The sequence below is a fragment of the Cupriavidus sp. KB_39 genome (assembly GCF_052114485.1).
Classification (GTDB): Bacteria; Pseudomonadota; Gammaproteobacteria; order Burkholderiales; family Burkholderiaceae; genus Cupriavidus.
In genome coordinates, this window is record NZ_JBFREV010000007.1 from 47,743 (window position 1) to 74,189 (window position 26,447).

19 protein-coding genes and 2 tRNA genes are annotated in these 26,447 nt (G+C 66.8%); 11 read left to right on the top strand and 10 right to left on the bottom strand.

Annotation, left to right across the window (positions count from 1 at the left end; all coding sequences use genetic code 11):
- The first annotated feature begins 74 nt into the window (after positions 1–74).
- The 8 genes from mnmC (at position 75) to AB4Z27_RS07655 (ending at position 11,055) form a co-directional block, all read left to right on the top strand.
- Positions 75–2,093 carry a bifunctional tRNA (5-methylaminomethyl-2-thiouridine)(34)-methyltransferase MnmD/FAD-dependent 5-carboxymethylaminomethyl-2-thiouridine(34) oxidoreductase MnmC gene (gene mnmC / locus AB4Z27_RS07620; RefSeq protein WP_441644173.1) on the top strand — a complete coding sequence of 673 codons (2,019 nt, stop codon included), beginning with the start codon at positions 75–77 and terminating at the stop codon, positions 2,091–2,093.
- 161 nt (positions 2,094–2,254) lie between these two features.
- Complete coding sequence (gene tig, locus AB4Z27_RS07625; RefSeq protein WP_441644174.1) at positions 2,255–3,610, top strand: trigger factor; 1,356 nt, start codon at positions 2,255–2,257, stop codon at positions 3,608–3,610.
- 126 nt (positions 3,611–3,736) lie between these two features.
- Positions 3,737–4,387 carry an ATP-dependent Clp endopeptidase proteolytic subunit ClpP gene (clpP, locus tag AB4Z27_RS07630; RefSeq protein ID WP_092293077.1) on the top strand — a complete coding sequence of 217 codons (651 nt, stop codon included), beginning with the start codon at positions 3,737–3,739 and terminating at the stop codon, positions 4,385–4,387.
- Between the two features lie 243 nt (positions 4,388–4,630).
- Positions 4,631–5,908 (top strand): ATP-dependent Clp protease ATP-binding subunit ClpX, encoded by a 1,278-nt coding sequence (clpX, locus tag AB4Z27_RS07635; RefSeq protein ID WP_092293079.1) that lies wholly within the window; start codon positions 4,631–4,633, stop codon positions 5,906–5,908.
- A 258-nt stretch (positions 5,909–6,166) separates the two neighbouring features.
- Positions 6,167–8,578 carry an endopeptidase La gene (gene lon, locus AB4Z27_RS07640; protein WP_092293081.1) on the top strand — a complete coding sequence of 804 codons (2,412 nt, stop codon included), beginning with the start codon at positions 6,167–6,169 and terminating at the stop codon, positions 8,576–8,578.
- A gap of 194 nt (positions 8,579–8,772) precedes the next feature.
- A tRNA-Val gene (locus AB4Z27_RS07645) sits at positions 8,773–8,848 on the top strand.
- Between the two features lie 27 nt (positions 8,849–8,875).
- Positions 8,876–8,952 (top strand) — tRNA-Asp (locus tag AB4Z27_RS07650).
- A gap of 159 nt (positions 8,953–9,111) precedes the next feature.
- Positions 9,112–11,055: a SurA N-terminal domain-containing protein gene (locus AB4Z27_RS07655; protein ID WP_441644175.1), complete on the top strand. Its 1,944-nt coding sequence runs from the start codon at positions 9,112–9,114 to the stop codon at positions 11,053–11,055.
- A gap of 73 nt (positions 11,056–11,128) precedes the next feature.
- On the opposite strand, the gene AB4Z27_RS07660 is transcribed toward AB4Z27_RS07655, so the two are convergent.
- Positions 11,129–11,854, bottom strand: a complete 726-nt coding sequence (locus tag AB4Z27_RS07660; RefSeq protein ID WP_255370755.1) for an arylesterase — start codon at positions 11,852–11,854, stop codon at positions 11,129–11,131.
- Between AB4Z27_RS07660 and AB4Z27_RS07665 the strand changes: the two genes are divergently transcribed.
- Positions 11,853–12,551, top strand: a complete 699-nt coding sequence (locus AB4Z27_RS07665; RefSeq protein WP_441644176.1) for an ABC transporter ATP-binding protein — start codon at positions 11,853–11,855, stop codon at positions 12,549–12,551. The genes AB4Z27_RS07660 and AB4Z27_RS07665 overlap by 2 nt on opposite strands.
- Before the next feature lie 19 nt (positions 12,552–12,570).
- On the opposite strand, the gene pgi is transcribed toward AB4Z27_RS07665, so the two are convergent.
- From pgi to AB4Z27_RS07710, 9 genes are all read right to left on the bottom strand, one after another.
- Complete coding sequence (pgi, locus tag AB4Z27_RS07670) at positions 12,571–14,199, bottom strand: glucose-6-phosphate isomerase (RefSeq protein ID WP_092293088.1); 1,629 nt, start codon at positions 14,197–14,199, stop codon at positions 12,571–12,573.
- 225 nt (positions 14,200–14,424) lie between these two features.
- Positions 14,425–15,381 carry a DMT family transporter gene (locus AB4Z27_RS07675; protein ID WP_441644177.1) on the bottom strand — a complete coding sequence of 319 codons (957 nt, stop codon included), beginning with the start codon at positions 15,379–15,381 and terminating at the stop codon, positions 14,425–14,427.
- Positions 15,378–16,979: an NAD(P)H-hydrate dehydratase gene (locus tag AB4Z27_RS07680; RefSeq protein WP_177219890.1), complete on the bottom strand. Its 1,602-nt coding sequence runs from the start codon at positions 16,977–16,979 to the stop codon at positions 15,378–15,380. The genes AB4Z27_RS07675 and AB4Z27_RS07680 overlap by 4 nt, the downstream gene beginning before the upstream one ends.
- 19 nt (positions 16,980–16,998) lie before the next feature.
- Positions 16,999–18,291 carry a D-amino acid dehydrogenase gene (locus AB4Z27_RS07685; protein ID WP_092293094.1) on the bottom strand — a complete coding sequence of 431 codons (1,293 nt, stop codon included), beginning with the start codon at positions 18,289–18,291 and terminating at the stop codon, positions 16,999–17,001.
- A gap of 46 nt (positions 18,292–18,337) precedes the next feature.
- Entirely contained in the window at positions 18,338–19,648 is a 1,311-nt protein-coding gene (locus tag AB4Z27_RS07690; protein WP_441591054.1) for a TRAP transporter large permease, read from the bottom strand.
- Positions 19,648–20,199: a TRAP transporter small permease subunit gene (locus AB4Z27_RS07695; RefSeq protein ID WP_092293098.1), complete on the bottom strand. Its 552-nt coding sequence runs from the start codon at positions 20,197–20,199 to the stop codon at positions 19,648–19,650. Before AB4Z27_RS07695 ends, AB4Z27_RS07690 begins: the two co-directional genes overlap by 1 nt.
- A 5-nt stretch (positions 20,200–20,204) precedes the next feature.
- Positions 20,205–21,176, bottom strand: a complete 972-nt coding sequence (locus AB4Z27_RS07700; RefSeq protein WP_092293100.1) for a TRAP transporter substrate-binding protein — start codon at positions 21,174–21,176, stop codon at positions 20,205–20,207.
- Between the two features lie 301 nt (positions 21,177–21,477).
- Positions 21,478–22,878: a heavy metal sensor histidine kinase gene (locus AB4Z27_RS07705; protein ID WP_441644178.1), complete on the bottom strand. Its 1,401-nt coding sequence runs from the start codon at positions 22,876–22,878 to the stop codon at positions 21,478–21,480.
- Positions 22,875–23,561 (bottom strand): heavy metal response regulator transcription factor, encoded by a 687-nt coding sequence (locus tag AB4Z27_RS07710; RefSeq protein WP_092293104.1) that lies wholly within the window; start codon positions 23,559–23,561, stop codon positions 22,875–22,877. Before AB4Z27_RS07710 ends, AB4Z27_RS07705 begins: the two co-directional genes overlap by 4 nt.
- A gap of 150 nt (positions 23,562–23,711) precedes the next feature.
- On the opposite strand from AB4Z27_RS07710, the gene AB4Z27_RS07715 reads away from it, so the two are divergent.
- Complete coding sequence (locus AB4Z27_RS07715; RefSeq protein ID WP_092293106.1) at positions 23,712–25,535, top strand: copper resistance system multicopper oxidase; 1,824 nt, start codon at positions 23,712–23,714, stop codon at positions 25,533–25,535.
- The gene (locus AB4Z27_RS07720) at positions 25,535–26,371 is read left to right on the top strand and encodes a copper resistance protein B (RefSeq protein WP_441644218.1); all 837 of its coding nucleotides are present in this window, start codon (positions 25,535–25,537) and stop codon (positions 26,369–26,371) included. The genes AB4Z27_RS07715 and AB4Z27_RS07720 overlap by 1 nt, the downstream gene beginning before the upstream one ends.
- The last annotated feature ends 76 nt before the right edge of the window (positions 26,372–26,447 follow it).

Genomic DNA, 26,447 nt, shown 5'->3' on the forward strand with positions numbered 1-26,447 from the left:
CCCCCGGAAGCCCGTTTTACGGCCCGTTCCTGCGGCTGTTGCCGTCCGAAGTGTCCCGTCCGCCGATGCCTGCCATGCCGCGTGCCCTCGAGTCCGCCGAGCCGATCCTCTCCCCCGACGGCATTCCCTTTTCGCCACGTTACGACGACGTCTATCACAGCACGGAAGGCGGGCTGACGGAGGCKCATCACGTGTTCCTGGGTGGCAATGGTCTGCCCGGCAACTGGGCGGGGCGCGACCAGTTCGTGATCGTGGAAACCGGATTCGGGCAAGGGATGAACTTCCTCGCCACCTGGCAGGCCTGGCGCGACGATCCGCACCGCTGCCGTCGGCTTCACTTCGTTTCCGTTGAAAAACATCCATTTACGCGCGATGGACTGGCGGCGCTGCATGCCGGACTCGGCGATTTGCTACCGCTCGCCGAACCGCTGCAAGCGGCCTGGCCCGATGCGCTGCCGGGCTTGCATCGACTCGAATTCGAAGGCGGTGCGGTCACGCTGACGCTGGCGCTGGGCGATATCGACGCAATGCTGCCCAAGCTCGCGCTCGGCGCCGATGCGTTCTATCTCGATGGGTTCTCCCCCTCCCGCAACGCGGACATGTGGTCCGAAACCGTCTTCCGGGGGGTATCCCGGCTGGCCCGGCCCGGTGCCACGCTCGCTACGTATACAGCGTCCGGTTCGGTGCGGCGCGGCTTGCAGGCAGTCGGGTTTGAGGTCGACAAGGCGCCAGGTTTCGGCGGCAAGCACGACATGACAGTGGCGCGCTTCGCCCCAGCCTGGAAGAACCGGCGCCATGCCCCGACACCCGCTGCGGAGTGGCGAGAGCGTCACGCCATTGTGATCGGCGCGGGGTTGGCCGGCTGCGCGGTCACMGAGCGGCTGGCAGCACGCGGCTGGCGCGTGACGCTGTTCGACGCCCATGATGGCCCGGCGCGCCAGACCTCCAGCCATCGCGCGGCGGCCATGCATGCCCATGTGTCGCCTGACGAAAGCCAGTTGTCCCGGCTCTCGCGCGCCGGCAATCTTCATGCGCTGCGCGCGTGGACGGCCCTCGCGGCGGCGGGGCACCCGGTGAACTGGCATGGCTGCGGCGTGCTCCAGATCGGGGAGGGTGATGCCGATAGTGCGGCCCAGCAGGCGGCGCTGGCCGCCCTGGGCTTCCCCGAATCGTTCGTCAGGTGGATGGACCCCACCGAAGCGGCTGTGCGCCACGATGCCACGGTGGCGCGCGGCGGGCTCTGGTTCCCGCGTGGCGGATGGGTGGCGCCGCCCGACATCTGCCGCGCCCAACTCGACAAGGCCGGCGCGGCCCTGGATGCGCGGTTCAACTGCCGGGTGGCCGCGATCGAATATGTGGATGGCGCCTGGCAGGCGAGGGCGGCCGATGGCAGCGTGCTGGCTGAGGCGCCGGTCCTGGTGCTGGCCAACGCCCATGAGGCCGAACGGCTCGTCTCCAACCGTTTTCTGGCCCTGCGCCGGGTGCGTGGACAGCTGACCGATCTCTCCCCGGCGCAGGTCGCGGCGATGGGTCGCTGGCCCGACTGCGTGGTGACCGGGGGCGGCTACCTGCTGCCGCAGGCCCCGGAGGGCGGGGCGCGCATCGGCTCGAGCTATGACGCTGACGAAGGCCCGCTGGCCGAGCGTCCCGAGGTCCACGCCGCCAACCTGGAGCGCCTCGCCACGCTGCTGCCGGACCGTGCCGCCGACATCGCCCATCTCGATCCCGCGCAGTTGACCGGCTACGTCGGCGTGCGCACCGTGACGCACAACCGCCTGCCGCTGATCGGCCCCCTCGCGGATGAGGCGCAGGCGCTGGCCCGGTCCGGGCCACTGCGCGGCGCCCACCTGCGGGACCTGCCCCGGATGCCGGGGCTCTACGCGGCACTTGCGTATGCGTCGCGCGGCCTCACATGGGCCGCACTGGGCGCGGAGTTGATTGCCAGCCAGATCGAGGGCGAACCGTTGCCCATCGAGTCGGATCTGGCCGATGCCGTCGMCCCCGCCCGGCTGCTGCTGCGGGCGCTGCGGCACGGCAACACGGCGGACGCGCCGGCTATCGATCCCGGGGCGGCCTCGGACGCGTCAGGGTAAAAACTGCCGGAAGCGAACAAAAACCGTGCGATAATCCCCGTTTTCCGTTTGCGCGGAAGCCCTTCGTTCGCGTCGGGATTCCGTAGGTTTCACTGGCCGCGGCCAGGCCGGTGCGCAGGCGGTTGCGCTTAAAACTACATTTCTGGATTGGATTAACGACCATGTCGAACGTCATTGAAAACCTCGGCAAGCTGGACCGTAAGGTAACCCTGGCTATTCCCAAGGCCGAAGTGCAGAAGGAAACCCAGGAACGCCTGGTGCGCCTGTCGAAGACGGTGAAGATGTCCGGCTTCCGCCCGGGCAAGGTGCCGATGAAGATGGTCGAGAAGCAATATGGCCAGCAGGTCGAGTTCGAAGTGCGCTTCGACAAGGCCGCCCGCAAGTTCTTCGACATCACGCAGGCCCAGGACGTGAAGGTTGCCGGCCAGCCYAAGTTCGACCTGAAGACCGACGGCGTGTCGGAAGACGAAGTGGCGTTCGAAGCCACCTTCGAGGTGTACCCGGAAGTCAAGCTGGGCGACCTGGCCACGGCTGAAGTGACCCGTACCCAGACGGAAATCGGCGACGCCGAGATCGACAAGACCATCGACATCCTGCGCAAGCAGCGCGTGCACTACCACGTGCGCGGCGAAGCCGGCGCCCATGGCGACGGTGGTGCCGATGACGCCGCCAAGAATGGCGACCGCGTGACGCTGGACTTCGTCGGCAAGATCGACGGCGTGGAATTCCCTGGCGGCAAGGCCGATGACTTCGSATTCGTGCTGGGCGAAGGCCGCATGCTGCCCGAGTTCGAGCAAGCCGCGCTGGGCCTGAAGCTGGGCGAGAGCAAGACGTTCCCGCTGGCCTTCCCGGCCGACTACCACGGCAAGGAAGTGGCCGGCAAGACTGCCGAGTTCACGATCACGCTGAAGAAGGTGGAGTGGGCGCACCTGCCGGAAGTGGACGACGGCTTCGCGAAGTCGCTCGGCATCGCTGACGGCAGCGTCGAGAAGATGCGCGCCGACATCCGCGAAAACCTCGAGCGCGAAGTCAAGCGCCGCACGCACGCCATGCTGAAGGACCAGGTCATGGAAGCGCTGCTGAAGGTGAGCGAGCTGGACGTGCCCAAGGCCCTGATCGAACAGGATCAGGAACGCCTGGTGGAAATGGCCCGCCGCGACCTCGAGCAACGTGGCATGCCGAACGCCAAGGACATGCCGATTCCGGCCGAGATGTTCACCCAGCAGGCCGAGCGCCGCGTAAAGCTGGGCCTGATCCTGGCCGAGATCGTCAAGGCACACGGCCTGCAGGCCAAGCCGGAGCAGATCAAGACGGAAATCGAGGACTTCGCGAAGAGCTACGAAGACCCGAAGGAAGTCATGCGCTGGTACTACGGCGACCAGCAACGCCTGGCGGAAATGGAAGCCTACGTGCTCGAAAACAACGTGGTAAATTTCGTGTGCGACAAGGCCAAGGTCACGGACAAGTCGGTGTCGTTCGAGGAACTCACCGCCGAGACCAACGCGCAGCAAGCCTGAGCGTTCGCATGACCGGATCGCGCCGCACGAATTGCGCGGCGCGCCCCGGTTGCGCGGCATCCGGCTTGGCGCGCAAGTGCTGGCCGGGGCCGATTGGCGCATTCCCTGAATACCTGGAGAACCTGCATGACCCGCAATGATTTGCTTGACCGTCTCGCCACGACGCAGGCCTCTGCTCTGGAAACCCAGGGTCTTGGGCTGGTGCCGATGGTCGTCGAGCAGTCCGGCCGGGGCGAGCGCGCGTATGACATCTACTCGCGCCTGCTCAAGGAGCGCGTGGTGTTCATGGTCGGCGAAGTGAACGACCAGACCGCAAACCTGGTCGTGGCCCAGCTGCTGTTCCTCGAGAGCGAGAATCCGGATAAGGACGTGTCGCTGTACATCAACTCGCCCGGCGGTTCAGTATCCGCCGGCCTGGCGATCTACGACACGATGCAGTTCATCAAGCCCGACGTGACCACGCTCTGCATGGGCATGGCGGCGAGCATGGGCGCCTTCCTGCTGGCGGCTGGCGCCAAGGGCAAGCGCAGCGCGCTGCCGAACTCGCGCATCATGATCCACCAGCCGCTGGGCGGCGCGCGTGGCCAGGCCTCGGACATCGAGATTCAGGCGCGCGAGATCCTGTACCTGCGCGAGCGCCTGAACAGCATCCTGTCGGAAGTGACCGGCCAGCCCGTCGAGAAGATTGCCCGCGACACCGATCGCGACAACTTCATGAGCGGCGACCAGGCCGTGGACTACGGTCTGATCGACAAGGTCATCTCGCGCCGCGGTTGAGCCGACGCCGGTGTGTCGGAGCGGGCGGCCCACGGCCCTGCGCCGGGGCTCCCGCCACACAGCCTGCGCCAAATGACGCAGGCTACACCGGAACGAGGCTGTGCGCCTCGTTTTTGCGTTTTGCCCCACACGCCGGGGAAGCCGCCGACTGCGCCAATTGTTTTGGCGTATGATGCGTTTAATGCGTTTCCCGTGGGGCTCTCCCGCCGTGCGGGGACCACACTGCTAATGTGACTGATTCCTATGGCGGACAAAAAAGGTTCATCCAGCGAGAAGCTTCTGTATTGCTCGTTCTGCGGCAAGAGCCAGCACGAGGTCAAGAAGCTCATCGCGGGCCCGTCGGTGTTCATTTGCGACGAATGCATCGACCTGTGCAATGAAATCATCCGTGACGAGGCCGCCGCGACCGATAAGGACGCCACGGCCGCCACGCGTTCGGACCTGCCCACGCCCCACGAAATCCGCGAAAGCCTGGATCAGTATGTGATCGGGCAGGAGCAAGCCAAGAAGATCCTGGCGGTAGCGGTGTACAACCACTACAAGCGCCTTAAGCATCTTGGCAAGAAGGATGACGTCGAACTCTCCAAGAGCAATATTCTGCTGATCGGGCCGACCGGCTCGGGCAAGACATTGCTCGCGCAGACGCTGGCCCGGCTGCTGAACGTCCCGTTCGTGATTGCCGACGCCACCACGCTGACCGAAGCCGGCTACGTGGGCGAGGACGTCGAGAACATCATCCAGAAGCTGCTCCAGAACTGCAACTACGAGGTCGAGAAGGCCCAGCGCGGCATCGTCTACATCGACGAAATCGACAAGATCTCGCGCAAGTCCGACAACCCGTCCATCACGCGCGACGTGTCGGGCGAGGGCGTGCAGCAGGCGCTGCTGAAGCTGATCGAAGGCACGATGGCCTCGGTGCCGCCGCAAGGCGGGCGCAAGCACCCGAATCAGGACTTCCTGCAGGTGGACACCACCAACATCCTGTTCATTTGCGGCGGCGCGTTCGACGGCCTGGAAAAGGTCATCATGCAGCGCTCGGACAAGACCGGCATCGGTTTTGCGGCMCARGTGCAGAGCAAGGAAGAACGTGATGTCAGCGAGGTGCTGCCCCAGACCGAGCCGGAAGACCTGATCAAGTTCGGCCTGATTCCGGAGCTGATCGGCCGCCTGCCGGTGGTGGCCACGCTGGCCAAGCTGGACGAGGCCGCGCTGATGCAGATCCTGGTCGAGCCCAAGAATGCACTGCTCAAGCAGTACCAAAAGCTGCTGGCGATGGAAGGTGTGGAGCTGGAGATTCGTCCGGCCGCGCTGTCCGCCATCGCACGCAAGGCCATCCGTCGCAAGACGGGGGCACGCGGTTTGCGTTCCATCCTGGAACAGTCGCTGATGGACGTCATGTACGACCTCCCGAACTACAAGGGCGTGCAAAAGGTGGTGATCGATGAAAATACGATCACCGGCGATGCACCGCCGCTGCTCATGTACGAAGAGCAGCAGCCCAAGGTTGCGGGGTCCAACTGACGAACGCGCCGGCCTACGTGGTGCATGCCACACCGGCTTAAAAATCAAGCGGCCGTTCGCCTGAAAGCGAACGGCTTTTTTTCTTCAATTCGACGATACGAACGGGAGGAAACGCGGGTATGCTGTTTCAGAGTGGGTCACAGGTGCTTTGCGCGGCACTTTTTCGCGCGGCATGACGGCACAAAGAATCGGGGGCGGTACCTTGCAATCGATTCCCGTGACCCTATTTACGCCTTAAATGACTGACTGGGGAAAATGATGTCCGGAACACAACTCCTCCCGGCTGAGCCGATTCGCCTCCCACTGTTGCCGCTGCGCGACGTGGTGGTGTTTCCGCACATGGTGATCCCGCTGTTCGTGGGTCGCCCGAAGTCCATCAAGGCGCTTGAGACTGCGATGGAGTCGGGCAAGAGCATCATGCTCGTGGCCCAGAAGACGGCTGCCAAGGACGAGCCGACGGCTGACGACCTGTACGAGGTTGGCTGCATCGCGAATATCCTGCAAATGCTGAAGCTGCCCGACGGTACCGTGAAGGTGCTCGTGGAAGGCACGCAACGCGCGAATATCACCGAGGTGAGCGAGGACGATTCGCACTTCATGTGCGAAGCCGTGCCTGTGCCGCCCGCGCCGGTCGAATCCGCCGAGACCGAGGCCCTGCGCCGCGCAATCGTGTCGCAGTTCGACCAGTATGTGAAGCTGAACAAGAAGATCCCGCCCGAGATCCTGACGTCGCTGTCGGGCATCGATGAAGCTGGTCGTCTGGCCGATACCATCGCCGCGCACCTGCCGATCAAGCTCGAGCAGAAGCAGAAGATCCTCGAGATGGTCAATGTGACCGAGCGTCTCGAGAGCCTGCTCTCGCAGCTCGAAGGCGAGATCGACATCCTGCAGGTGGAAAAGCGCATCCGTGGCCGCGTGAAGCGCCAGATGGAAAAGAGCCAGCGCGAGTACTACCTGAACGAGCAGGTCAAGGCGATTCAGAAGGAACTGGGCGAGGGCGAGGAAGGCGCCGACCTTGAGGAGCTGGATAAGCGCATCAAGGCCGCACGCATGCCCAAGGAGGCCAAGAAGAAGGCCGACGCCGAGTTCAAGAAGCTCAAGCTGATGTCGCCGATGTCGGCCGAAGCCACCGTCGTGCGCAACTACATCGACACGCTGGTCAACCTGCCGTGGCGCAAGAAGAGCAAGGTCAACAATGACCTCGCGAACGCCGAGCGCGTGCTTGACGAAGACCACTATGGCCTGGAGAAGGTCAAGGAACGGATTCTCGAGTACCTCGCAGTGCAACAGCGCGTGGACAAGGTGAAGGCGCCGATCCTGTGCCTGGTCGGCCCCCCCGGTGTGGGCAAGACCTCGCTCGGGCAGTCGGTGGCACGCGCCACGAACCGCAAGTTCGTGCGCATGGCACTGGGCGGCGTGCGTGACGAGGCCGAGATCCGCGGCCACCGCAGGACCTATATCGGCTCGATGCCGGGCAAGATCCTGCAGAGCCTGTCGAAGGTTGGCGTGCGCAATCCGCTGTTCCTGCTCGACGAGATCGACAAGATGGGCATGGACTTCCGTGGTGACCCGTCGTCGGCGCTGCTCGAGGTGCTGGACCCGGAACAGAACCACACGTTCCAGGACCACTACATCGAGGTGGACTTCGACCTGTCGGACGTGATGTTCGTGGCGACGTCGAACTCGCTGAACATCCCGCCGCCGCTGCTGGACCGTATGGAAGTGATTCGCCTCTCGGGCTACACCGAAGACGAGAAGGTGAACATCGCCACGCGCTACCTGCTGCCCAAGCAGATCAAGAACAATGGTCTGAAGGTTGGCGAGATCGACATCACCGAAGCGGCCATCCGCGACATCATCCGCTACTACACCCGGGAAGCCGGTGTGCGGTCGCTGGAACGCGAGGTGTCGAAGATCGCGCGGAAGGTGGTCAAGCTGCTGCTCCTGAAGAAGGAATCGGGCGCGGTGAAGGTCGATTCGGAGAACCTGGACAAGTTCCTGGGCGTGCGCAAGTACGACTTCGGCCTGGCCGGCAAGGAAAACCAGGTGGGCCAGGTGACCGGCCTCGCGTGGACCGAGGTGGGCGGCGATCTGCTGACCATCGAAGCCGCCATCATGCCGGGCAAGGGCAACATCACGCGTACCGGCTCGTTGGGCGATGTGATGAAGGAATCRGTCGAAGCTGCGCGTTCGGTGGTGCGTTCGCGGGCACGTCGCCTGGGGATCACGGATGAGATGTTCGAGAAGCGCGACATCCACATCCACGTACCCGAAGGCGCCACGCCCAAGGATGGTCCGTCGGCCGGCGGGGCGATGACGACTGCACTCGTGTCGGTGCTGACCGGCATTCCGGTGCGGGCGGACGTGGCCATGACTGGCGAGATCACGCTGCGCGGCGAAGTGCTGCCGATCGGCGGTCTCAAGGAGAAGCTGCTGGCGGCCCATCGTGGCGGCATYAAGCTGGTGCTGATCCCCGAGGAGAACGTCAAGGATCTCGCCGAGATTCCGGACAACGTGAAGAACGCCATCGAGATCGTGCCGGTCCGCTGGATCGACAAGGTGCTGGAGCTGGCACTCGAGCGCAAGCCCGAGCCGCTGGCCGAGGAAGAGGCCAAGCCCGCCGAGGTGGCGGACAAGGCCAAGGCCACGGTCGAGATGATTCATCACTGATTGACCGAGCGCTGTCAGGAAGATGCCGCGGGGTTCCCCCGCGGCATTTTTTTTGCGCGGCCGGGGTTGGCAACGCGGAAAGTCTCGTATTACAATCGCGGCCTCGCAACGCAAACAGCGGCAGCCAGGCAGTAACCGCCGAGTCGTGCGAAGCGAGATTACCCAGCGGGCGCGCAAGCCCGCGATGGTCTAGTGGGTGCTTAGCTCAGTTGGTAGAGCGGCGCCCTTACAAGGCGTAGGTCGGGGGTTCGAGCCCCTCAGCACCCACCACTTCACCATCCCAAGGGAACCCACGCAGGAGTGGTAGTTCAGTTGGTTAGAATACCGGCCTGTCACGCCGGGGGTCGCGGGTTCGAGTCCCGTCCACTCCGCCAAGCAAAATCGCCCGCGCATGCGGGTTTTTTTGTATCTGTTGTCTTCCCAGCCATTCCCCGCTCACGTGACGCTGCCGCATCAGCAAATGACGGTTTCGCGCCCGGCACCTGCTAGAATCGCGGAGTTTGTCTTCGTGCCAACCCCTTACCAGAATCAGCATGCTTGATTTCGTACGCAACAACCGGCGCCTGATGCTTTTGCTGCTGCTGGTGCTTGTCTTCCCGTCGTTCGTATTCTTCGGCGTGGAAAGCTATTCGCGCTTCATGGATACCTCGCACGACGTCGCCAAGGTCGATGGTCGCGCAATCACCGTGCAGGAAGTGGACAACGTGGTGCGCGACCAGAGCGAGCGCATGCGCCAGATGCTGGGCAATCAGTACGATCCGCGCATGTTCGAAGGTGCCGCCGCGCGCCAGTCCGTGGTGAACCAGCTGATCCTGCAACGCGTGGTGTCCGACGCCACCGCCAAGAAGAATCTGACGGTGTCCGATGCCCAGGTGGCGGCAGCCATCCAGAACATCCCGGCCATCGCCCAGCTGAAGACGGCGGACGGCAAGTTCGACGACAAGGCCTACATCCAACTGCTGGCCACGCAGGGCATGACGCCCGAGCAGTTCGATGCGCGCCTGCGCTTCGAACTGGCCACGCAGCAGCTTGGCGGCGCCGTGGGGACCACGGCGTTCGTGCCGAAGTCGCTGCTGGACCGCCTGATCGCCGTGCGCGACCAACAGCGTGACGTGCAGACGCTGACGATCAAGCCGGCTGATTTCACGTCCAAGGTCACGGCTGACGCCGCCGCGCTGAAGGCCTACTACGACGCGCATGTGTCGGCCTACACCACGCCGGAACAGGCGAAGGTGGAGTACGTGGTGCTGTCCGGCGACTCCCTGGCCGCGAGCCAGACCGTGACGCCGGAAGAGCTCAAGTCCTACTACGAGAGCAACATCGCGCGTTTCCGGACCGACGAGCAACGCCGTGCGAGCCACATCCTGATCTCAGCGCCCAAGGACGGCAAGGAAGCCGACCGCAAGGCCGCGAAGGACAAGGCCACCAAGCTGCTGGAAGACCTGCGCAAGCATCCTGAGACGTTCGCCGACGTGGCGAAGAAGCAGTCGCAGGATCCGGGTTCGGCGGAGAAGGGCGGCGACCTCGGCTTCATGGGCCGCGGCGCGCTGGTCAAGCCGTTCGAGGACGCCATGTACGCGCTCAAGGACGGCCAGATCAGCGATGTGGTGGAAACCGACTACGGCTACCACATCATCAAGCTGACCGGCATCAAGGCGGCCGAGACGCAGCCGCTCGAGGCCGTGCGCCCCGAACTGGAAGCCGAACTCAAGAAGCAACTGGCGAGCAAGAAGTACACGGAGCTGGCCGATGCCTTCGGCAACACCGTCTACGAGCAGTCCGAAAGCCTCAAGCCGGCCGCCGACAAGTTCAAGCTGACGATCCAGACCGCCGACAACGTCACCCGCACGCCGAACCTGGCGCTGGGCGCGCAGAACCCGCTCAACAATGAGAAGGTGCTGAAGGCCCTGTTCAGCGACGACGCGCTCAAGAACAAGCGCAACACCGAAGCGGTGCAGGTGGGCCCGACCACGCTGGTGGCGGCACGTATCGTCGACTATCGCCCGGCGACCGCGCGTAAATTCGAGGACGTGGAAGCCCAGGTGCGCCAGGCCTACGTCGCCCAGCAGGCTGCCGAACTGGCCCGCAAGGATGGCGAAGCCAAGCTCGAAGCGTTGAAGAAGGCCGACAGCGCTGCCGGCTTCGGCCAAGCTGTGACGGTGTCGCGTACCAAGGCAGACGGCCTGTCGCCGAAGGCGGTCGAGGCCATCATGCGCGCCGACACGACCAAGCTGCCCGCTGTGGTCGGCGTGGACCTCGGTGCGGATGGTTATGCGATCTATCGCATCGGCAAGGTCAGCTCGCCGACCCAGGCGAACCCGGGCCAGCGCGACGCCGAGTCGCAACAGCTGGCCCAACTGGCCGGCCAGGCCGAACTCGCCGCCTACTATGAAACGCTGAAGGCGCGGGCGAAGGTCAAGATCCTGCGTCCGATCACGGCCACCGACGTACCGGCCAGCGAAGGCGCAGCGCAGTAACCGGCGCGGCTTGCCAGCAAAAAACCCCTGCGGTCAGCGACCAGCAGGGGTTTTTTGTTTGGGGAGGACGATCTCAGCGCTTTTTCGCCGGCGCTTTCAGCAGCGGCTGCAACTGCGGCCAGACATTGTCGAGCAGCGTGGCCTGGGCGGCGGAGGTGGGATGAATGCGGTCGTCCTGGAACCACTCGGGCCGGGCGATCACCTTGTCGAGGAAGAACGGCACCAGACTCACGCGGTACTCGCTGGCCAGCTTGCTGTAGAGCGCGAAGAAGCGCTCGGTATAGTCGGGGCCGTAGTTCGGCGGAATCCGCATGCCGACCAGCACCACGCCGGCGCCCGCCTGGCGCGCCGCCGTCAGCATGCCGCGCAGGTTGGTTTCTGTGGATTGCAGGGACAGACCGCGCAGGGCATCGTTGGCGCCAAGCTCCACGACCACCACGGCCGGCTTGTGCCGGGCGAGCAGGTCCGGCAGGCGCGTCTTGCCGCCCGACGTGGTCTCGCCGCTGATGCTGGCATTGACGACGCTATAATCGAGGCGCTCCTTGTGCAGGCGGTCCTGCAGCAGGCTGACCCAGCCGGTGCCGCGCGCGATGCCATACTCGGCCGACAGGCTGTCGCCAAGCACCAGCACCGCGGGCGCAGCGGTGGCAGCCGGTTTCGCGGCCGTTGGCCTGGCCTGAGTTTGGGCCTGAGCCTGGGCGCCGGCCGGCAGCGCCGCCATCAACATCGCCGCGCCCAGCATCGCACCGCACGCCGCCAGCGCCCTGGGGCGCCAACCGTATCCAATCCTCTCGCTCATGTCCTCTTCCATTCTCGCTGTCGAGTCACTCGGAAAGACCGTTGCCGACACGACAGGTTCGCTGACGATTTTGCACGACGTCTCGTTTTCCGTCACGCCGGGCGAAACGCTGGCCATCGTCGGCGCGTCCGGCTCGGGAAAATCCACGCTGCTGGGGCTGCTGGCGGGCCTGGACCYGCCCAGCACGGGCTCGGTGCGGCTGCACGGCCAGGATCTGTTCACGCTCGATGAAGACCAGCGCGCCGCGCTGCGTGGCCGGCACGTGGGCTTCGTGTTCCAGTCGTTCCAGTTGGTGGGCCACCTGACAGCGCTCGAAAACGTGATGCTGCCGCTCGAGTTGCGCGGCGAGACCGACCGCGTGCGCGAGCGTGCCACGGAAATGCTCGTGCGCGTGGGCCTGGGCAAGCGCCTGACCCACTATCCGCGCACGCTTTCCGGTGGTGAGCAGCAGCGCGTGGCGCTGGCGCGGGCGTTCGTCGCCCGGCCGGACATCCTGTTCGCCGATGAGCCGACCGGCAGCCTCGACACGAGCACCGGCGAGGCCGTGATCGCGCTGATGTTCGAGCTGAACCGCAATGCCGGGTCCACGCTGGTACTGGTCACGCACGACCGCTCCGTGGCGGCGCGCTGCGCCCGCATCCTGACCATCGACGCCGGCCGCGTGGCCAGCGACGAGTGGATGGGCACCGAAGTCTGACGCTCCGGCGGGCGCGGCGTCAGCCGCGCGCCAGCACGGGGCGCGCGCGGGCGATCAGCGCCGCCGTGGACGCATCGTGCGTAGCCTGGGCGCTGCCATTGAGTTCGGCCTCGATCGGGCGCGCAAGGATCTTGCCCAGCTCCACGCCCCACTGGTCGAACGAATTGATATTCCACACCACGCCCTGCACGAACGTGCGGTGCTCGTAGAGCGCGATCAGCGCGCCGAGCACATGCGGCGTCAGGTCTTCCATCAGCAGCGTGTTGCTCGGGCGGTTGCCCTCGAACACCATGTGGGGCAGGCGGTCCTCGTCGGTCATGCCGGCCGCGCGTAGCTCCTCGGCGCTGCGCCCGCGCATCAGCGCCTCGGCCTGCGCGAAGCAGTTGGCCAGCAGCTTGGCATGATGGCCGGGCAGGCTGCGCGGCGGCACCAGCGGTGCCACGAAGTCGACCGGCACGATCTGCGAACCCTGGTGAATCATCTGGAAGTAGGCGTGCTGGCCATTGGTGCCGGCCGTGCCCCAGACCACGGGCGAGGTCTGCACGTGCGCYGGCTGGCCGTCCAGCTGGACCGACTTGCCGTTGCTCTCCATTTCCAGCTGCTGCAGGAACGCCGGGAAGAGTTCGAGCGAGGTCGAATACGGCGCCATGCAGCTGGTCGGCATGCCGAAGAAATTGCGATACCAGATGCCCAGCATCGCCATCACCACGGGCATGTTGCGCGCCAGCGGGGCGGTGCGGAAGTGATCGTCCATGGCGCGCGCGCCGAGCAGCAGGTCGTCGAAGGCATCAAAGCCCACGGCCAGCGCGATCGACAGGCCCACTGAAGACCACAGCGAGAAGCGGCCGCCAATCCAGTCCCAGAATTCGAACATGTTGGCGGGGTCGATGCCAAACTCGGTCACGGCCTCGCGATTGGTGGACACCGCCACGAAATGCCGCGCGAGCTGGTTCTCGGGAACGCCGTTGCGCAGGAACCAGTCGCGCATGCTGCGCGCGTTGGCCATGGTCTCGAGCGTGGTGAAMGTCTTGGAACAGACGATGACCAGCGTGCGCGCCGGGTTCAGTCGGACGAGCGTTTCGGCCAGTTCGGTGCCGTCTACGTTGGAGACGAAGTGGATGCGCGGCCCGGTCTGGTCGCCCAGGTGCGCCAGCGCGCGGCAGACCATGCGCGGGCCGAGGTCAGACCCGCCGATGCCGATGTTGACGACATCGGTGATGGTCTGGCCCGTGGAACCGGTCCAGGCGCCGCCGCGTACGCGTTCGGAAAAGTCCTGCATACGGCAGCGCACGTCATGGATGGCCGGCATCACGGAGACGCCATCGACCTTGAACGGCGCATCGGGCAGCGCGCGCAGCGCCACGTGCAGGGCGGCACGGTCTTCGGTGGTGTTGATGTGTTCGCCCGCGAACATGGCGTCCCGGCGCTGCGTCACGCCGGCTTCCTCGGCCAGCTTCATCAGCAGCGCGAAGGTTTCGAACGTGATGCGGTTCTTGGAGTAGTCCAGGTACAGGCCGGCGGCTTCCAGCGAGAAGTCCTCGACCCGCCGGGCGGCTTCGGCTTCGGCAAACCAGTCCTGCATCGGCGTATGGCGGATGGCGTCGTGGTGTTGGCGAAGGGCGGTCCAGGCGTGGAGTTCAGTCGGCATGCGGTGTTCGGTTTGTCTCAGGGGGGCAAACGCCCGGCGTGGCGGGCAGCGGTAGTATATCGCCGGAATTTGGCGGTACATGCGCGGTAACGGACGGATCTTTCCCGTCTTTTGTTCCGATTGCGTCACCAAGGGCGGATGGGCGGACGCACACGCTACCTTAGCAGCCATGGCGTCCGTGTTTTATCGGACATTGTCCGACGTGGTGCGTTCCCCTGCTGCCCCTCAAGTGCGGGGACGGGCGCGTGCCGCGAGCCGGCCCGCCACACGGCGCAGCAACGGCTCGCCGCCGGCCACGCAGACGCCGCCCACGCAGATCACGGCGATGCCGAGCGCGGTGGTCCAGTCCGGCAACTGCCCGAATGCGAAGTACCCGACCACCGTGGCCGAGAAGATCTGCAGGTACAGGAAGGGGCTCAGGAACGAGGCATCGGCGTACTGGAACGCGCGGATCACGAAGTAATGCCCAAGTGACCCGGTGATGCCGGCGGACAGCAGCAGCGCGGCCTGCGCCGGCGTGGGAACCGCCTCGAACCAGAAGAATGGCACGATGAGCGTGGTCAGCACCGCGCCGGTCACGCCGCTCTGGATCAGCGTGGTCATCGGCGCGTCATGGGCGGCGATGTGGCGCGTCAGCATTTGCAGCAGCGCGAACAACATCGCGGACAGCAACCCCAGCCCCACGCCGAGCGTGCTCAGTTCGCCGCCGGGCCGCACCACCACCAGCATGCCGGCGAAGCCGATGGCGACGCCGATCCAGCGCGTCCAGCGCGCGTGCGCCCCCGGGCGCTCACCGAGCAGCCACGGCGATAGCGCCACCACGAACAGCGGCGCGCAGAAGTTGAGGGCGGTGGCCTGCGCCAGCGGCATCAGGCGCAGCACGCTGAAGAACACCAGCGTCGATGCCAGCATCAGCACGCCGCGCAGCCACTGGAGGCGTGGCCGCGAGGGCCGATACTGCAGCCGCCAGCGCGTCGGCCCCAGCAACAGGAAGATGGCCACGACATGGCCGAGATAGCGCACCCAGGCCACCGCGACCACGGGCAGGCCCTGCTGGGTCAGCGTCTTGCCGGTGGCGTCGAGCAGGCTCAGGATCCATTGGCCGAGCACCAGCAGCGCGATGCCGGTCAGCAGGCGACGGCGCGGATCCTCGCCCGTGGTGAGACTGGCGGCCTGGGTCATGCCGTCCGGCCCTGGATCAGCGCATTGAGGATGTCGCGGGCGGGCAGATAGAGTTCGCTGGCAGTCATGCCCGCCGGGCCGGTGCCGCTGGCGACCAACCGGTCGGCGGCGCACCCATGGATCCAGACCGCCGCGCAGGCGGCGTCCTTCGGCGCCATGCCTTGCGCCAGCAGCGCGCCGATCATGCCGGCCAGCACATCGCCCGTGCCGGCCGTGGCCAGCGCGGCGTTGCCGGTCGGATTGATGGCGATGCTGTCCACGCCAGCCGCCGCGATGAGCGTGCCGGAGCCCTTCAGCACGATCGTGGCCTGCCATGCGGCGGCCAGCGCGCGCGCGGCGCCAAGGCGGTCACGCTGGATCTCGGCCACGGTGCAGCCGAGCAGCCGCGCTGCTTCCAGCGGATGCGGCGTCATCACGTGCGGCACGCCGCTGGCGCGCAACGCATCGGCCAGGGTCTTGTCGCCAGACAGCAGGTTCAGCGCATCGGCGTCGAGCACGAGCGGCGGGGGTGGGCTGGCCTTGGCGCAGGTGTCGATCCATTGCCCCAGCAGCTTGCCCGCCGCGCCGCCGGTACCCATGCCCGGCCCGATGACCAGCGCGGACATGGTCTCGACGGCCATGTCGGCCACATCGTGCAGCATCAGTTCGGGGTGGACCGGGTCCATCAACGGCGCCGGCTGGGCGAGGAAGCCCACATGCACGCGCCCCGCGCCCAGATGCAGCGCCGCCCGCGCGCCGAGCAGCGGCGCCCCGGCCATGCCGTGGCTGCCGCCGAGCACCGCCAGCGAGCCAAAGGTGCCCTTGTTCACCGCATGCGGGCGCCCCGGCAGCGCATCGCGGAATGCGCCCGGCAGGTTCACATGGGCGATGGCGGCCTGCGCCGGCGGATAGGGCAGGCCGAGCGGGGCGATGTCGATCTCGCCTGCGCAGTCGCGGCCGTCCAGCGTGAGCAAGCCCGGCTTGGCGGCGATGAAGGTCAGCGTGCGGCGCGCGCGGATGGCCGGTCGGCCCGCGCCGGTATCGGCGGACAGCCCGCTTGGAATGTCCAGCGCGTACACCGGCAGTCCGGCGGCGTTCACATGATCGATCCAGCGCGCCACGTTGCCGTCCGCCGGGCGGTTCAGGCCGATGCCGAGCAGGCCGTCGACCAGGGCAGTGCAGCCCGCCGGCCAGGGCGGCAGGGCAGCGGTGGTGTTGGACGGGTCGGCCGGCACGGCCAGCAGCGGCACGCCGGCCGTGCGGGCCTCGGTCCAGGCACGCGAGGCATCGGGCGGCAGCCGGTCGGTCTCGGCAGTCAGCCAGACTTCGACCTGCCGCCCCGACTGGTGCAGCCGCGTGGCCGCGACCAGCGCATCGCCGCCATTGTTGCCGGCGCCAGCCAGCAGGACGATGCGGCCCTCCGGCACCTGCCGCGCCAGCCAGTCGGCGGCGGCATGGCCGGCGCGCGTCATCAGCGTGAAGGCGGGCAGTGCCGCCAGCGCCGCATGCTCGATCTCTCGGATCGTGGCCACGTCATGAAGCGGCGTGGCGTCGGTGCCGGTGGGGTCGAGCGGCAGCCAGTCAGGCAGTGGGGAAGACGGGGAGGGCGAGGCGGTCATGGTCGGCATCAGGCCAGTATCAAGCGGAGGCCAGGCCGTAGCGCGCAGGGGTGAGGCCGTCCATGTCGATGGCCGGTCCGTCGCCTTGTCCCGCGCTGGCGGCAATCTGGTCCGCCGCGATTTTGCCCGATCCGCAGCCCATCGCCCAGCCCGTGGAGCCATGGCCGAGGTTCAGGAACAGGCCGGGCACGCGCGTGGCGCCGATCAGCGGCGGGCCGTCCGGCAGCATCGGCCGGGCGCCGGCCCACAGCGTGGCCTCGTTGTAGTGGCCCGCCACCGGAAACCAGTCGCGCGCCACCTTGATCAGCGTGTCGAGCGCAGCCGGGCGCGGGTCCAGCCGGCGCGAGCCGAGTTCGGCCGTGCCCGCCACGCGCAGCCGGTTGCCCATGCGCGTGATGGCYACCTTGTACGACTCGTCCATCAGGGCGGCGAGCGGCGCCTGTAGCTCGTCGCGCACCATGACCGTGGCCGAATAGCCCTTCACCGGATAGAGCGGCACGCGCAGCCCCAGCGGGCGCAGCAGCGCGGCACTGCCGACGCCGGCGGCCACCAGCACGCGGTCCGCCTGCAGGGTCTCGGGCGTGGCGCCGCGCGGAGCGGCCAGTTCGACTGTCAGGCCGCCACTGTCAGTGGGGCGCAGCCGGGCCACATCGGTATCGAGCCGGAATTGCACACCCGCCGCTTCGGCATGCTGGTGCAGCCGTCGCACGAACATCGGGCAGTTGCCCGATTCATCTTCGGGAAGATGGAGGCCGCCCGCCAGTGCCGTGTCGGCAGCCAGGCCGGGTTCGATCCGCCGGCAGCCGGCGGCATCGACCAACTGATGGGGCACGCGGTTCTCGCGCAGCACGGCCAGCGCCGGCGCGGCGAGGTCGAGGTCCCGYTGGGTGCGGAACAGTTGCAGATAGCCGCGCGACTGCTCGTACTCGATCTCCAGCGCCTCGCGCAGCCCATGCAGGCAGTCGCGGCTGTAGAACGCCAGGCGCTGCATGCGCAGCTTGTTGGCGCGGTAGCGCTCCGGCTGGCACTCGCGCAGCCAGCGGCCGATCCAGCGCCACATGGCCGGATCGGCGCTGGGCCGGAAGACAACGGGGGATTCGCGCTGGAACAGCGTCCGCAGGACCTTGCCCGGCATGCCCGGCGCGGCCCACGGCGTGACGTAGCCCGGCGCGATGACGCCGGCATTGCCGAAGCTGGCCTCCTGCGCCGGCGCGCCGCGCCGCTCGAGCACCGTCACGGAGAAACCGGCCTGGCGCAGGTACCAGGCGGAGCACACGCCGATCACGCCGGCACCGATCACAATCACATGCATCTTGGCGGTTTGTCCCTGTGTCGATGAACCCTCGATGGCGCCGCCGCTACTTCAGCTCCTTCGCCATCACCACGTCCGGCAGCCACGTGACCACGGCCGGCCAGACCGTCACGATGGCGATGGCGAGCACCATCATCATGAAGAATGGCAGCGATACCCGGGCGATGTAGTTACTGTCCTTGCCGGTCATGCTCTGTAGCACGAACAGGTTGAACCCGACCGGCGGCGTGACCTCGGCAATCTCCACCAGCAGTACGATGAAGATGCCGAACCATACCAGATCGAAGCCGGCCTGCTGCACCATCGGCAGTACCGTGGCAGTGGTCAGGGCGATCATCGAGATGCCGTCCAGGGCGGTGCCGAGGACGATGTAGATGATCGTCAGCACGCCGATCAGTGCCCACGGGGACAGGTGCAGCGCCGCCACCCACTCCGCCAGCGCGCGCGGAATGCCCGTGAAGCTCATGGTCACCGAGAGGAACGAGGTGGCGCCCAGCACGAACATGATCATCGCCGTGAGCCGCGTGGCCGACATCAGGCTGTCCCAGAACGCGCGGCGCGTGAGCGACCCGCCCATCCAGGCCAGCGCCAGCGACGCCACCACACCATAGGCCGCRGCCTCGGTGGCGGTGGAGTAGCCGGCCATCATGATCCAGGTGATGAACGCGATCAGCACGATGCACGGCATCAACTGGCGGATGGAAGCCAGCCGCGAGCGCCAGCCGAAGGTCTCGGCGGGCGGCACGCGCTTCGGGTTCATCAGCGCCCAGACCACGATGTAGCCCGAAAACAGCACCATCAGCAGCAGCCCGGGCAGGAAGCCGGCCAGGAACACGCGGATGATCGACACATCGGCAGATACCGCGTACACCACCATGGTGATYGACGGCGGAATCAGGATGCCCAGCGTGCCGGCCGTGGCGAGCGAGCCGAGCGTCATGCGCTCGTCGTAGCCGCGCCGGGTCAACTCGGGCAGCGCCGACTTGGCGATGGTCGCGCAGGTGGCCGCTGACGAGCCCGACACCGACCCGAAGATGCCGCAGCCCAGGATGTTCACGTGCATCAGCCGGCCCGGCAGCCAGTTGAGCCAGGGCGAGAGCCCCGAGAACATCTGCTCGGACAGCTTGGTCCGGAACAGGATCTCGCCCATCCACACGAACAGCGGCAGCGAGGCCAGCGTGTAGGAGGCGCTCGACGACCACCACGCGTTGGCGAGGTTGACCAGCGCATCGTGGTCCGAGAACACCACCAGCCCCACCCACGAGGTGACCGCGATGGCCACCGGAATCCACGTCCCCACCGCCAGGAAGACCACCAGCACGACCAGCAGGATCAATGCGACGACAACGGTACTCATCAGATCGTCTCCCCGAAGTCGCCCGACGCCAGCTTGGCCTCCTGCGCCAGCTGGTAGCGCGGCTTCAGGCGCCGCACCACGCGCAGCCATTCGTCGGCCACGGCGAGCAGGAAGCCCACCGCGCCGATCACGGCGAAGCTCTGCGGAATCCAGAGCGGAATCACGATCTGCCCCTGCGACACATCGCCAATATCCCAGCTCTGCCAGGCGAAGGTGCCCAGCGCCCAGGACGCGTAGCCGGCGAACAGCAGGCAGATGGAGAGCGAGAGCAGCTCCAGCATCCAGCGGCGGCGCGGCCCCACGGCCTCGAGCAGCATCTCCACGCGCACGATGCCGCCGTGCTGGAAGGTCTGTCCGAGGACGAGGAAGGCCGAGGCGGCGCAGAGCCAGGCGACGATGTCGTCGCCGCCCTTGAGCGTGATGGTGGTCTCGCGCGAGATCGACATGGCGATCATGACGATGCACACCGCAAGGATGCAGAGCGCGCCCAGCACGGCGCAGAAGTCCAGCCAGCGATCCAGCCAGCGCTTGTCAGGCAACGGAGTGGTCATGGGGGTTACTTCTTGTAGGCGCCGAGGATGGCCTTGCCGTCGTCGCCGGCGCTCTTGGCCCATTCGTCGACCATGACCTGGCCAACCTTCTGCATATCGCTCTTCAGCTGGGGCGAGGGCGGTGCCACGGTCATGCCGTTCTTCGCCAGCGTGGCCAGGTAGTCGCGCGTCTTCTGCTCGGAAACCTGCCAGCCGCGCTTCTCGGCATCGGCCACGGCCTTGAGCAGGGCGTCCTGCGTGGGCTTGTCCAGCGCGGCGAAGGCCTTCTTGCTGACCACCAGCATGTTCTTGGGCAGCCAGGCGTCCACGGTGTAGAAGTACTTGACCGATTCCCAGACCTTGGTGTCCACGCCGGTGGCGCCGGAGGACATGAACGAGTTGACCGTGCCGGTGGCGAGTGCCTGGGCGAGGTCGGCCGCCTGGATCGTCACGGGCTGGGCGCTGACCAGTTCGGCGATCTTCGACGTGGCCGGGTTATAGGCGCGCCATTTCAGGCCCTTCATGTCGGCGGCGCTGTTGATCGGCTTGTTCGCGTAGATGCCCTGCGGCGGCCAGGCCACGGCGTAGAGCAACTTCATGCCCTGGCGGTCCAGCACCTTCTCGGTCACMGGCTTGGAGGCTTGCCAGAGCTGGAAGGCATCGGCGTAGCTGGTGGCCAGGAATGGCACGGCATCCACGCCGAAGACCGGGTTCTCGTTGGCCAGCGTGGACATCAGGATCTCGCCCATCTGCACCTGGCCGGTCTGCACGCCGCGCTTGATTTCGTTGGCCTTGAGCAGCGAGCCATTGGGATGGAGCAGGATCTTGAGCTTGCCGCCGGTGGCCTTTTCCACGTCGTTGGCCATCTGCTGCAGGTTCTCGGTGTGCAGGTTGGTGGCCGGATAGCCGGTGGGCAGGTCCCACTTGGTGTCCGCCCATGCTGCCGTGCTGCCAAGCAGCAGGGCTGCCGCCGCAACTGCCATTGCCTTGACTCGCATCTCGATCTCTCCTGGTGTTGCGCGTGGGCGCCTGCCCGACTGCGCGGGTTGGAACTACCGGGCGCGCGTCAGATATCAGGCAATACAGGGTTCGATTGTCTGAGACATGACGTACGCCGCGATCACGCGCGCGGCTTCTGGCTCGGTCGCCGCGCGGTGAGCATTGCACGATGGCTTCGAATGCAAGGGCCGTGCCCAGTGGCTGCGCACCGGGCATGGCTTCGGGAATCCACAGGGTAGCAAGAAGCGCCCGGCGCCGACAGATAGGGTTCGTCTGGATGTGGCGGGCGCGCCGCGCGGGTCAGGACGCGGCCGGCTCGCGGGCGGGCGGGGGGAATTGCATCGCGAAACGGGTGGTGCCAGGCGCGGAGCGCACCGAGATGCTGCCGCCGTGCGCGGCGACGATGGCGCGGGTGATCGACAGCCCCAGGCCCACCGTCTCGGACTCCGGCCGGGCGCGCGACTTGTCGCCCCGGAAGAAGCGGTCGAACAAAGAGGGCAGCAGGTCCGGCGCGATGCCGGGGCCGTCGTTCTCCACGGCGACTTCCACCTCGCCCGCCTGCCGGGTGACGGTGACCGTAACGCTGCCGCGCTCGGGGGTGTAGCGCAGCGCGTTCGACAGCAGGTTGCTGAGCGCGCGCCGCAGCATCAGGCGGTCGCCGTCGATGCGCGCATCGCCCACCAGCCGCAGGGCGATGCCCTTGTCCTCGGCCAGCGCCTCGTAGAACTCGAACAGGGCCAGCACCTCGGTGCCGATCGAGATCGACTCCTTGTGGGGGAGGTCGAGCCCATGCTCCATCTTGGCCAGGTAGAGCATGTCGGAGACCATGCGCGACAGGCGCTGCAGTTCTTCGACGTTCGAGGCCAGCACGTCGCGGTAGCGGGCCGCGTCGCGCGGCTGCGAGAGCGCCACCTGGGTCTGCGTCATCAGGTTGGTCAGCGGCGTGCGCAGTTCGTGGGCGAGGTCCGACGAGAATTCGGACAGCCGGCGGAAGTCGTCCTGCAGGCGCGCCAGCATCGCGTTCAGGTCGGCGGCCAGGGCGGCCATCTCGACCGGCACGGCCTCCACGGGCATGCGCTGGTCGAGCTTGTCGCCGGTCACGGCCTTGGCGCGCGAGGCCATCGCACGCAGCGGCGACAGTCCGCGCCGCGCCGCCCACCAGCCGAACAGGCCGCTCGCCAGCACCGCCAGCGCCACGTAGAGCACCAGCGAGCGGCGGAACGCGCGCAGGAAATGCTCGTGGATGTCGGTGTCCATCGCCAGGATCACGCCGATGGGCYGGGCGGCATCGCCCGCCGGCACCGCCGCGCGCAGGCCCCGGTAGCGCTTGCCGGCCTGCTGCCAGGCGAGGCGATCTTCGCCTTCTTCGTGGACCGGCCGGGCGGCCAGCGCTGCTGCGAAGTCAAAATCCGGGGTGGCGTAGCGGGTGCGGCCATCGGGCTCGCGGAGGTGGATCAGCACGCCGGCGTGGTGCGCGTAGGGGTCGCCGGCATGGCCCGCATGAAGTGCTTGGGGCGAAGCGCCCGCCGCCAGCGATTTTTCGATGACGCGGAGGTTATCCCGCAGCAGCGCGTAGTCCTCATCGGCGAAATGGCTGTCCATGGCCGAGAGGATCAGCCCGGCCAGCCCGAGCAGCACCACCGCCGACGACAGCGAGAACAGCACTGTCAGCCGCGTGGTGAGCGAGTATCGGCGCCTCACGCCTCGTCCTCCGGCACCTCGAGCACGTAGCCCATGCCGCGCACGGTCTGGATCAGCTTGGGTTCGAAGTCATCGTCGATCTTGGCGCGCAGCCGGCGGATGGCCACGTCGATCACGTTGCTGTCGCTGTCGAAATTCATGTCCCAGACCTGCGAGGCGATCAGCGAGCGCGGCAGCACCTCGCCGCGCCGGCGGGCCAGCAGTTCCAGCAGGGCGAATTCCTTGCCGGTCAGCACGATGCGGCGGCCGGCGCGCGTGGCCCGGCGGCGGGCGAGGTCGAGCACAAGGTCGCCGATCTCGATGCGGTCCAGCTGCACGATGGCGGTGCCGCGCCGGAGCAGGGTCCGGACCCGGGCCAGCAACTCGGAAAAGGCAAAGGGTTTGACGAGGTAGTCGTCGGCGCCCAGTTCCAGCCCCTTGACCCGGTCGGCCACGCTGTCGCGGGCGGTCAGGAACAACACGGGCACGGGGTTGCCGGCGCCGCGCAGGGTCTGGAGGACGCGCCAGCCGTCCATGCCGGGCAGCATCACGTCGAGGATCAGCAGGTCGTAGGCCTCGGTCATCGCCAGGTGCCCGCCGTCCTGACCGTTGACGGCCAGATCCACGACGAAGCCGGCCTCGGTCAGGCCCTGCCTCAGGTATTCCCCGGTTTTCGGCTCGTCTTCCACCACCAGCAGCTTCATGCCCACTCCCATCCGTGCGAGGCAACAGTGTATGTCGCTCCCTCAACATGACAAGAAGATTACCGGAATGTAATGTTCGGGTCATTTGTCGGTTACTGCGAAGTCACTAAGCTGGCTGCGCCTATATAAGAGACACCAAGGATTCATTGCATGCGACCCATATCTCCGGCGGGGCTGTTGCTGTCATCGCCGCGCGGCCTGACAAGGCGTCGATTCGTTCAGGGCCTGGCGGCAGGCGGCGTGCTGGGGGCGGTTGGCGCCGTGCCGGCATGGGCGCAGGCGTCCACCGGCCCGGCCCGCGCCGGCAGCGGCACCGCGCCGGTGCTGCGCGGCACCGAGTTCGATCTCGTCATCCAGGACGCGGTGGTGGACTTCACCGGCCGGAAAACCATCGCCCCGACCATCAACGGCATGCTGCCCGGCCCCACGCTGCGCTGGCGCAAGGGCGATACGGTGACGATCCGCGTGACCAATCGGCTGAACGAGCCCACGTCGCTCCATTGGCACGGCATCCTGCTGCCGTACCAGATGGACGGTGTGCCCGGGATCAGCTTCCCGGGCATCGCGCCCGGCGAGACGTTCACCTACCGCTTCAAGGTGGCGCAGAGCGGCAGCTACTGGTACCACTCGCATTCCGGCTTCCAGGAGATGACCGGCGTSTACGGCGCGATYGTGATCGATGGCGATGACGACACGATCCGCGCGGATCGCGACTATTCGGTGCTGCTGTCCGACTGGACGGAAGAAGACCCGATGCGCATCCTGTCCAAGCTCAAGACCCAGAGCGACTACTACAACTACAACCGGCCCACGGTGGGCGACTTCTTCCGCGATGTGTCGCAGGACGGCCTGGGCGCCGCGCTGGAGAAGCGCAAGATGTGGAACCAGATGCGGATGAATCCGACGGATCTGGCCGATCTCTCGGGCGCCACGCTGACCTACCTGATGAACGGCGTCACGCCGGCCGGCAACTGGACCGGCCTGTTCCGCGCTGGCGAGACGGTGCGGCTGCGCTTTATCAACGGCGCCGGCAATACGTTCTACGACGTGCGGATTCCGGGGCTGAAGCTCAAGGTGGTCCAGGTGGACGGGCAGGGCATCGACCCGGTTTCCGTGGACGAATTCCGATTCGGCCCCGGCGAGACCTGCGACGTGCTGGTGACGCCGACCGACGACGCCCACACGGTCTTCGCCCAGTCGATGGACCGGAGCGGCTACGCGCGCGGCACGCTGGCCGTGCGGGATGGGATCAAGGCGCCCGTGCCGCCGCTGGACCAGCCCGAGTGGCTCACCCCGGTCGACATGATGGGCAGCATGGACCATGGAGCGATGGACCATGGGGCGATGGATCACGGCGCGATGGATCACGCTGCGATGGGGCACATGGACCACGGCGCCATGGATCACAGCCAGCACGGCATGGCCGCGCCSGACCGGCTCCGGGTGCCCAGCACCAAGGCGCGCCACGCGCGCACCGAATACGGCCCGAGCACCGACATGCGCGTCGACATGGCCCGCACCAACCTCGACGACCCCGGCATTGGCCTGCGCAACAACGGGCGGCGCGTGCTGACCCTCTCGGACATGTATACGATCGGCGGCCCGATGGACCCGCGCGGCCCGGGGCGTGAAGTCGAACTGCACCTGACCGGCAATATGGAACGCTACACGTGGTCATTCGATGGGGTCGAGTTCGGCAAATCGACGCCGGTGCGCTTCCGCCACGGCGAGCGGCTGCGCGTGATCCTCCACAACGACACGATGATGACCCACCCGATGCACCTGCACGGCCTGTGGAGCGAGCTTGAGGCGCCGGACGGCTCCTTCCAGGCGCGGCGGCACACCATCCCGGTTCAGCCCGCGCAGCGCATCAGCTTCCTCGTCACCGCCGACGCGCTCGGCCGCTGGGCCTGGCATTGCCACCTGATGATGCATATGGACGCCGGCATGTTCCGCGAAGTGGTGGTGGCATGATGACGCTGCAATTTCGGAAAAGAATGATTGTCGCCGCGCTGTTTTCCGGGCTGGGCACGAGCGCTGCGCTGGCCCAGCACGATGCGATGCAGGGTGGCAGCGCGCCCGCCGATGCGCGCGACCCGCACGCGTATTCGGATGGTTACCAGCTGGGCGTCGGCCAGTACGCACTGGGCGGCCATCGGTCCTTGCACATGATGGATGAGCACCCCTTCGGCTCGGTGCTGATCGATCGGCTCGAATGGGCGCACGGCAACGGCAACAATGCCGCCGCCTACGAGGCCCAAGCGTGGTTCGGCGGTACCTACAATCGGCTCGTGATCAAGGCCGAAGGGGGGGCCGCGCAGGGCAGGGTGCACGATGCGCGCACGGAATTGCTCTGGGGCCACGCGGTGGGCTCGTACTGGGACACCCAACTCGGCTTCCGGAACGATGTCGGCCATGGCCGGCCGGCCCGGAACTGGCTGGCGATGGGCATCCAGGGGCTGGCGCCGTACTGGTTCGAGCTGGACGCGACGGCCTATGTCGGCACRGAAGGGCGCACCGCGCTGCGCCTGGCGGCGGAATATGAGCTGCTGCTGACGCAGCGGTGGATCCTCCAGCCGCGTATCGAGGCCAATCTGTACGGGAAGAACGATCCGGAGACGGGCGTCGGCAGCGGGCTGTCGAGCGGGACGGTCGGCATCCGGCTGCGCTACGAGATCAGCCGGCAGTTCGCACCCTATRTCGGCGTGGAGCGCTACCAGTCGTTYGGCAATACCGCCGACMTGGTCCGCACGGCCGGTGGCCGCAGTGGCGAGACCCGCTTCGTGGCCGGCGTTCGCGCCTGGTTCTGAGCCGGTTTTTTGACTCAGGCCGACTTCACCTCGATAATTCGTCAACAATCTGTCGTGATTCGACGAATTTTATTCA